This window comes from Psychromonas aquatilis (assembly GCF_038155185.1).
In the GTDB taxonomy this organism is placed as follows: Bacteria; Pseudomonadota; Gammaproteobacteria; order Enterobacterales; family Psychromonadaceae; genus Psychromonas; species Psychromonas aquatilis.
The window spans coordinates 1-8307 of the sequence record NZ_JBAKAZ010000085.1 but is presented as its reverse complement, the minus strand read 5'-3'; the positions used below and the strand labels follow the sequence as shown (position 1 = coordinate 8307).

Here is an 8307-nt window from a genome sequence, read left to right as displayed (position 1 = left end):
GCTTCAGCTACAGCAGCTGGACAAGGCATGTAGTTTTTGAACTCCATAGAGAACTGACCACGACCTGAAGTCATTGTACGTAGAGATCCGATGTAACCAAACATTTCTGAAAGAGGTACGTCAGCTTTAATACGAACACCAGAAGCACCAGCTTCTTGACCAGCAATCATACCACGACGACGGCTAAGGTCACCGATAACGTCACCAACGTGATCATCTGGTGTAAATACATCTACAGACATCATTGGCTCAAGAAGTTGAGCACCCGCTTTAGGGATAGACTGACGGAATGCACCACGTGCTGCTAATTCAAATGCAACTGCAGATGAATCCACGGCGTGGAAACCACCATCGTAAAGCTCAATTTCAACGTCAAGTACAGGGAATCCAGCTAGTACACCAGTATCCATCATGCCTTCGAAACCTTTCTCGATTGCAGGGAAGAATTCTTTAGGTACGTTACCACCAACAACAGTAGATGTGAACGTAAAGCCAGAACCTGGTTCACCTGGCTTGATACGGTAATCGATTTTACCGAATTGACCAGAACCACCAGATTGTTTCTTGTGCGTGTAAGAATCTTCAACTGCTTGTGTGATTGTTTCACGGTAAGCAACTTGAGGTTCACCTACAACTAACTCAACACCGTAAGTACGTTTTAGGATATCAACTTTGATATCTAAGTGAAGTTCACCCATACCAGATAGGATTGTTTCACCTGAATCTTGGTCTGTTTCAACACGGAATGTTGGATCTTCTGCAACCATTTTACCAATCGCAATACCCATTTTCTCAGTAGAACCTTTATCTTTAGGTGTTACAGAGATAGAGATTACTGGTTCTGGGAATACCATTGCTTCAAGAATGATTGGATCTTTAGGATCACATAGTGTGTGACCAGTTTGAACGTTAGACTTCATACCAACGATAGCGATGATATCACCCGCTTGTGCAGAAGTAAGTTCGTTACGATCATCAGCTTGCATTTCACACATACGACCAACACGCTCAGTTTTACCTGTTGCAGCGTTCATGATGGTATCGCCTTTTTTAAGCTTACCAGAGTAGATACGTACGAAAGTCAATGAACCAAAACGGTCATCTGTAATTTTGAATGCTAATGCTTTAAAAGATTCGTCAGCAGAAACTAATGCAAATTTACCTGTTGGCTCACCTTCTTCATCAGTAAGCGGTTGTGGATCAACATCTGTTGGACAAGGTAAGTAATCAACAACAGCATCAAGAATAAGTTGCATACCTTTGTTTTTGAACGCAGAACCACAGTAAGTTGGGAAGAAGTCCATTGTACGAGTACCAGTACGGATACAACGTTTGATGTCTTCCATAGAAGGTTCTGTACCTTCTTCTAAGTACTCCATTAGTAGATCTTCATCTTGCTCTAATGCAGTCTCAATTAATTTTTCACGGTATTCTTCTACTTGGTCAACCATGTCTGCAGGAACGTCTTCTAAAGAGTAGTTTTCTGGAAGACCAGTGTCATCCCACACGTAAGCTTTACGAGTAAGTAGATCAACAACACCTGAGAATTCGTCTTCTATACCGATTGGTAAAACCATAACTAGTGGGTTAGCACCTAGTACAGTTTCAGTTTGTTTAACAACGCGGTAGAAATCAGCACCCATACGGTCTAATTTATTTACGAAAATAATACGAGCAACGCGTGAATCATTAGCGTAACGCCAGTTTGTTTCTGATTGAGGCTCAACACCACCAGAACCACAGAATACACCGATACCACCATCAAGTACTTTAAGAGAACGATATACTTCTACAGTGAAGTCAACGTGTCCAGGAGTATCGATTACGTTAAAACGATGATTATCCCAGAAACAAGTTACAGCAGCAGACTGGATAGTAATACCGCGCTCAGCTTCCTGTTCCATGAAGTCAGTTGTTGATTCGCCATCATGTACTTCACCAGTTTTGTGGATCTGTCCAGTAAGTTTTAGGATACGTTCTGTAGTAGTGGTTTTACCCGCATCAACGTGCGCGAAAATACCAATGTTTCTGTATTTACTTAAATCTGTCATTTTTTATACTCTATATGTAAAAAATTGGAGGCTATATTCCCGCGGCATTATACAATCTTTGCGCTTAAACAGAACACCGTATTTTGAAAAAAGAGGAAATATGTTGGTTTTTTCGACTTTATTTTCATTTTTTTTGCAAAATGACTGCAAAAACCATCAAAACCTGTCTGAAAAAACAGTTGTCAGAATAAAAATTAATCATTATTACGTAATTAGGACTAACGAGAATAAAATTGAAAATACAAATGTACTCATCGCGGTATTTTTCAATTGTTGATTAAAAATATCACCTTCTCTGACATCTTCTTTAATCGCTTGGTTGATTTGAGTACAACTTTTTATCAAGGGACTAGCTGTTAATAAAAAAAGGTATTGCCATGGTGCGCTGTTAGGTAAAATATAAATATATAAAGCAGCACAGAACATAGCCAATGCAAGAATAATAAGATGGTATTGAAATGCCCTATTACGCCCTAATAAAACAACTAATGTAATTTTATTCGCCGCTTTATCAATATACACATCACGCATATTATTGACATTCAATACAGCTGCACTAAACAGTCCCATACTCACAGCAGGTAAAATAATCTCCTGTGATAAAGTTAGTGTCTGTAAATAAAAACTACCTAGAACGCCTAACAGCCCAAAGAAAATAAATACCGAGAGATCGCCCATCGCTTTATAGCCGTAAGGAATTTTACCCATTGTGTAGGTAATTGCTGCAATAATTGCTGCGAGGCCGAGGCCTAAAAATATAAGCCATTGTTGCAAATTGCTGCCAAAGGAGGTGGTTAATAATGATAATCCTGACACCATGCAAACCAACAGAGCGATCCAAATAGCCTTTTTCATAGCGCTTACAGTAATAATGCCACTTTGCATTGCTCTTTTGGGGCCAATACGCACATCATCCGCGCCCGTTGCTGCATCCCCATAATCATTGGCTAAGTTAGAAAGGATTTGTAGTAACAAAGCGGTTAATAAAGATAATAAAAAAATACTAAGATTAAAGCTTTGCTGTTGATACGCTAAACCGCCAGAAACAATAATTGAAGCCGCAGCTAATGGTAAGGTTTGTAAACGACAGGCTTGTACCCAAACTTGAAATGATTTCACTAATTATATCCCATAAATATTGTTCACGAACTTGATTACAATGCTAGAAATGCGGCGAGTAACGCGCTACATTATAAAACATAAATGTTGAAAGATACTATTGGCTTATTATTTACCCTCTGGAATACAATAAGTATATTCAAGCTTAAAATAATAATTGCACGATATATTGAATATTACTCAGACAATATGTGAATAGAGAAGTCATTGTACTTAATGGCTGATATTTTTTTTTGATATAACGTAAATTCACTTCACTTTATTACCCAGTGGCAACAAGTTTTTATAACAGTGTTATAACTAATAATGGTGGCGAAATTTTTAACTTATCACTAGTGCCCAAAGGCAGACAACAAGTCTTTTATCACACACCTCACAGATTAGCCCTTCAACAAATCTGCGAACAGCTTCCTATTAATTTTTATCAATTACCTTACTTGCTAAAGTTTAGATTCATTTTAAATAACGCACTGTTATCTTCACGCTATTATCGAACCACATCTATAAACGTGTCGATTAATAATTGTTTAACGACCATTCAATTAAAAACCACCAAGGAGCGAATCAAAGATGCCTTTATATAAAGAAGAGCACGGCTCAAAAGATAAACCAACGATTGTCTTTTTACATGGGTTTCTGGGTAACGGCAAAGATTGGGAAAAAATAATCAACCACCTTAAAAATGACTTCCATTGTGTGACAATCGACTTACCAGGGCATGGTTTATCTGCAGGCAACCTAGCACCACTGGATAATGGGTTTGCTCACTGCCATCAATTAATAAGATCTGCTTTAGATAGCCTAAATATAAGTACTTATGTAATGGTTGGTTACTCTTTAGGGGGCCGTATTGCTTTAGATTATGCTCGCACGCAAAACGATCCTAACTTAACACTGTTAATTTTAGAGTCATCCCACATTGGCTTAGAAAATGATCAACAGAAAAAGCAACGATATCAATTTGATTTAAACTGGGCAGAATGCTTTTCAACCGAAGCAATGGAGGAAAGTTTATATCAATGGTATGAGCAAAGCATCTTTGAAGATTTCACAACTAAAAAGAAAACAGAGATGATTGAAAAAAGATGTCATAACTACGGCGTATTTTTAGCGAATATGTTGCTATCGACTAGTTTAGCTAAACAAGAAAATGCTTGGTCATTCCTAAATCAAACCGACTTACCCATTATCTACCTATTCGGAGAATTGGATACTAAGCTTTCAGCTTTAGCAAAAAAAATAGATACAACAAACGCAAAAACTTGCTGCTTTGATGGACTAGGCCATAATCTTCATCAACAAGATCCAATGAAATATGCTGATAATATTAAACAACTCTTTAATTAAAGCTGCTTAATAATGAAGGTTGCGATAGCAAAGTGTAATGGTCCCCTCTTAATAAGCTTTAAGGTATTTGTCGCAAACGTCTTTATTAAAAGGGCAGCGGATAATATAAAATATTCATTAATTACTTTTAGCTTCAGGCTTACCAGCCAATTAAATAAACACGACGAGCATAATAATGAGTATAAACACTAACAAGAATATAAAGGAAAAAGCACATGGTATTAGTAGGTAAAAAGGCGCCAGATTTCACAGCTGCCGCCGTGTTAGGTAATGGAGATATTGTGGATAGCTTTAATCTTAGTGAGTTTGCAAATGGCAAAGAAACCGTTATTTTCTTTTACCCATTAGATTTCACTTTTGTATGTCCTTCTGAATTAATTGCATTTGATAAACGTTTTGGCGACTTTCAAGCACGTGGTGTTGAAATCATTGGCATTTCAATTGATTCTCAATTTTCACATCATGCATGGCGCAATACTCCTATCAATAAAGGCGGCATAGGCGCGGTACAATATCCATTGGTAGCAGACATTAAACATGAAATATGTAAAGCCTATGATGTAGAGCTCGCTGATGCAGGTGTTGCGTTGCGCGGCTCGTTCTTAATTGATAAAAATGGGATCATACGTCATCAAGTAATCAATGATTTGCCATTAGGTCGAAATATTGATGAAATGTTACGTATGGTTGATGCCTTACAATTTCATGAAGAGCATGGTGAAGTATGTCCTGCACAGTGGGCAAAAGACAAGGCAGGTATCGAAGCATCTCCAGAAGGGGTTGCGGATTACTTATCTAACCACTCTGATGATCTCTAACCTTTGCAATAATGAAAATAGCCTAATCTACTAAGGCTATTTTCTACTCGGGCTATTTTAATGAAGAAAAGTAGGCCGCTAAGTCTTCGATATCAGTATCGCTAAGGGCAACAGCTTGAGAAACCATTATCGATGATAATCCACCTTTACGCTGTCCAGCCTTATAAGCTTTTAAGGCACTACTCAGGTAACCCTCATTTTGACCATTAAGGTTAGGATAAATAGGTGAAGTTGCGACACCTTCCGATCCATGACAAGCTGCACAAATAGCAGACTTAGCTTTACCTGCTTCAATATCACCAGCATTTGCCAGACAGGGTAAACCTAAAAAAATTAAACCTAATAACCTTTTATTCATAACATATCCAATTTAAAAATATTATTTAGTCACAATCTTAATATCACTTTATTTATGCTAAGTGAACAGAATCATTGAAAGTATACACCCATATACAATGACTTTATCTATTACCAACGTTATTAAAGCACATAAACACTTAAATACGCTTTTCTATGATTAATAAAAAATATCAACAAGCTATACAAAGTGGCTCTGATATCAAGTGAAATTAGATCATACCGCTCATTAGTCAGACCTAACTACCTTGTAAAATGAAATAGCATGATTCAAATTAGACACGATTTATTTTTTAACAAAGCCACACATTAAGAGAGATTTATTGTATTGTTAAATAACATTCAACATGAGTTTATTGATGAAATGATAATACCTTACGAACAACTAGATGAAATAACGTTAAACAATTTAATCGAACAATATATATTAAGAGAAGGTACAGATTACGGTGAAATCGAATATTCTTTAGAACAAAAAGCTAATCAGATATTGCAACAGATTAAACTAAAGAGTATTTATATTATCTACTCTGAATTAAATGAAAGTGTTACTTTAATTAGCCATGAAGAACTGAAAAAAATGCAATTAAAATAAAATTTTTTTAGTTTATAGCCATAAAAAAACAAGTGTTAGTACATATTTAGAAATTTTAAAAATATATTAATAAGATTTATGACCAGGGTCTAATTTATTGAACAACTTTCACTCATAAACAATACAGAGTTTAAAATAAAACGATACAATCAAATTATTATTATTATTTTTGACACTCCAAAATAAAAGAAGTAGCAATAAGCTATTCAACTAGACAAAGGGAAGTTTATGATCATTACCAAACCCCAAAGCGATCCAACATTAGAATGGTTTTTATCACATTGTCATACACATAAGTACCCAGCTAAAAGTATGCTTATCCATGCTGGTGAAAAAGCTGATACTCTATATTTTATCGTCAAGGGCTCTGTTGCAGTTGTTATTAAAGATGAAGATGGCAAAGAGATGATATTGTCTTACCTAAACCAAGGTGATTTTATTGGTGAGTTAGGTCTATTCGATAAAGAAGAAGAGCCAATCCGAAGTGCTTCTGTGAAAGCAAAAGCAGCATGTGAAGTTGCAGAAATATCTTATAAGAAATTTACGCAATTAATTACAGTTAACCCAGAAATACTAATGCGCTTATCTCGCCAAATGGCCAATAGATTACAAGTTACAAGTCAAAAAGTAGGTAACTTAGCATTTTTAGACGTTACTGGCCGCATTGCAAATACACTATTAGATCTTGCAAAACAACCAGATGCGATGACTCATCCAGATGGAATGCAAATCAAAATCACACGTCAAGAAATAGGGCAAATTGTAGGTTGTTCACGTGAAACTGTTGGTCGTATTTTGAAAATGCTAGAAGAGCAAGGTTTGATTTCTGCTCATGGTAAAACTATTGTGGTTTTCGGCACTCGATAGTACAACAATTATAAGTTAATAAAAAACCGCTTAATTGCGGTTTTTTATTTTATAGAGCAGGGTTAAATTAATGTTTAGTGGGCCCATTACGAACTAAATCTTGACCCGTTTGAAACACCTCTTCCGTCACCAAACGTGATAATAACAATTGATGTTTATCATCTAATACAGCCACAAATCTACGCCCATCTTTATTATTTGTCGCTAACGCTAAACCTGATACATTTGATAAACCTAAACTACCACTTTCAACTAAAATCAGGAACTTCTCTAAATCTTCTAGGTTAGTGATGATACTTTCTTCATTACTCATATTTAAACTCTCTTGTTTAACTAAACTATGATCTTTCCCTAGACACTTTAATATTCATTAAGCCTTCTTGATGCTGATCTCGGGACACATCGTCAAGATGACTATGTAATCACAGTAGATTGTAAAACATCTTAATATAATTGAACAAGCCCACTCTTGTTGTATTGCGATTATTATAGGTTTTAAACTAATACCAATCACACTAATTAACTGATCTATTTTACTTGTTAAAATAACTTATTTCTTCGTTGTAATTTTCGCAAATAGAACAACTATTTAACTCAAATTTCGCCTTGAACTCAGTCATTTTTCCTGCGCAAAATTTAGATCACTTATTTAATATAATTGGTATAATACAACCACCGCCACAAAAAGTATAGATCTAGGGTTGATGAGTGAATTAAACACCGGCTTAGTCTCATTAGCGAAGGAGCTCTGCGACTCCTTTTTTCAGCCTCCGTTGTAGATGTAATGAATGAAATAAAGCACTTCACTCATTACCTTGATTGCATTTTACTTCAATAAATTTTGTTTGATTTTTTACTTTGATGCAAGCAGGGAGACTAAAGTCACCGCCCCGAGATAAAGTGTTACTTCTTGAAGTTAGCTAAAAGAAAAATGACTTCTTTGCGTATGTTTAAAGCTATCTTCTAACGAACATAGCAAAAGCTGAGAGTTGTTTTGGGGCGGTGGCTTCAGCCTCCCTGATAGATGCTATGAATAAAAAAAGCACTTCACTGGTTACCTTGATTGCATTTACTTATACCATTTCCGATAAATATGTAATCTAATTAAGGTTCTTACAAAGGAGCTAGTATGAGCCACAATTTTACTGAATTA

Annotated in this window: 8 protein-coding genes; 4 read left to right on the top strand and 4 right to left on the bottom strand. The window is 35.9% G+C overall.

The features are described 5' to 3' along the window. Together fusA and menA are read right to left on the bottom strand one after the other, a co-directional pair. Positions 1-2051: elongation factor G (gene fusA, locus V6256_RS14235; protein WP_341598900.1), on the bottom strand; the 2051-nt coding region annotated here is incomplete at its 3' end. A gap of 204 nt (positions 2052-2255) precedes the next feature. Beyond that, a complete protein-coding gene (menA, locus tag V6256_RS14230; protein ID WP_341598898.1) occupies positions 2256-3170 on the bottom strand; it encodes a 1,4-dihydroxy-2-naphthoate octaprenyltransferase in 915 nt (304 codons plus the stop codon). A gap of 570 nt (positions 3171-3740) precedes the next feature. On the opposite strand from menA, the gene menH reads away from it, so the two are divergent. Next, complete coding sequence (menH, locus tag V6256_RS14225; RefSeq protein ID WP_341598897.1) at positions 3741-4517, top strand: 2-succinyl-6-hydroxy-2,4-cyclohexadiene-1-carboxylate synthase; 777 nt, start codon at positions 3741-3743, stop codon at positions 4515-4517. Between the two features lie 215 nt (positions 4518-4732). Continuing rightward, complete coding sequence (locus tag V6256_RS14220) at positions 4733-5335, top strand: peroxiredoxin C (RefSeq protein WP_341598895.1); 603 nt, start codon at positions 4733-4735, stop codon at positions 5333-5335. Positions 5336-5387: 52 nt separating this feature from the next. Here V6256_RS14220 and V6256_RS14215 read toward each other — a convergent pair whose 3' ends face one another. After that, complete coding sequence (locus V6256_RS14215; protein WP_341598894.1) at positions 5388-5693, bottom strand: c-type cytochrome; 306 nt, start codon at positions 5691-5693, stop codon at positions 5388-5390. A gap of 363 nt (positions 5694-6056) precedes the next feature. On the opposite strand from V6256_RS14215, the gene V6256_RS14210 reads away from it, so the two are divergent. Continuing rightward, on the top strand, positions 6057-6287 hold the full coding sequence (locus tag V6256_RS14210) for a YheU family protein (RefSeq protein WP_341598893.1): 231 nt from the start codon (positions 6057-6059) through the stop codon (positions 6285-6287). 228 nt (positions 6288-6515) lie between these two features. Further along, complete coding sequence (crp, locus tag V6256_RS14205; protein WP_341598892.1) at positions 6516-7154, top strand: cAMP-activated global transcriptional regulator CRP; 639 nt, start codon at positions 6516-6518, stop codon at positions 7152-7154. A 67-nt stretch (positions 7155-7221) separates the two neighbouring features. Here crp and V6256_RS14200 read toward each other — a convergent pair whose 3' ends face one another. Further along, positions 7222-7467, bottom strand: a complete 246-nt coding sequence (locus V6256_RS14200; protein ID WP_341598890.1) for a hypothetical protein — start codon at positions 7465-7467, stop codon at positions 7222-7224. Positions 7468-8307 lie beyond the last annotated feature (840 nt).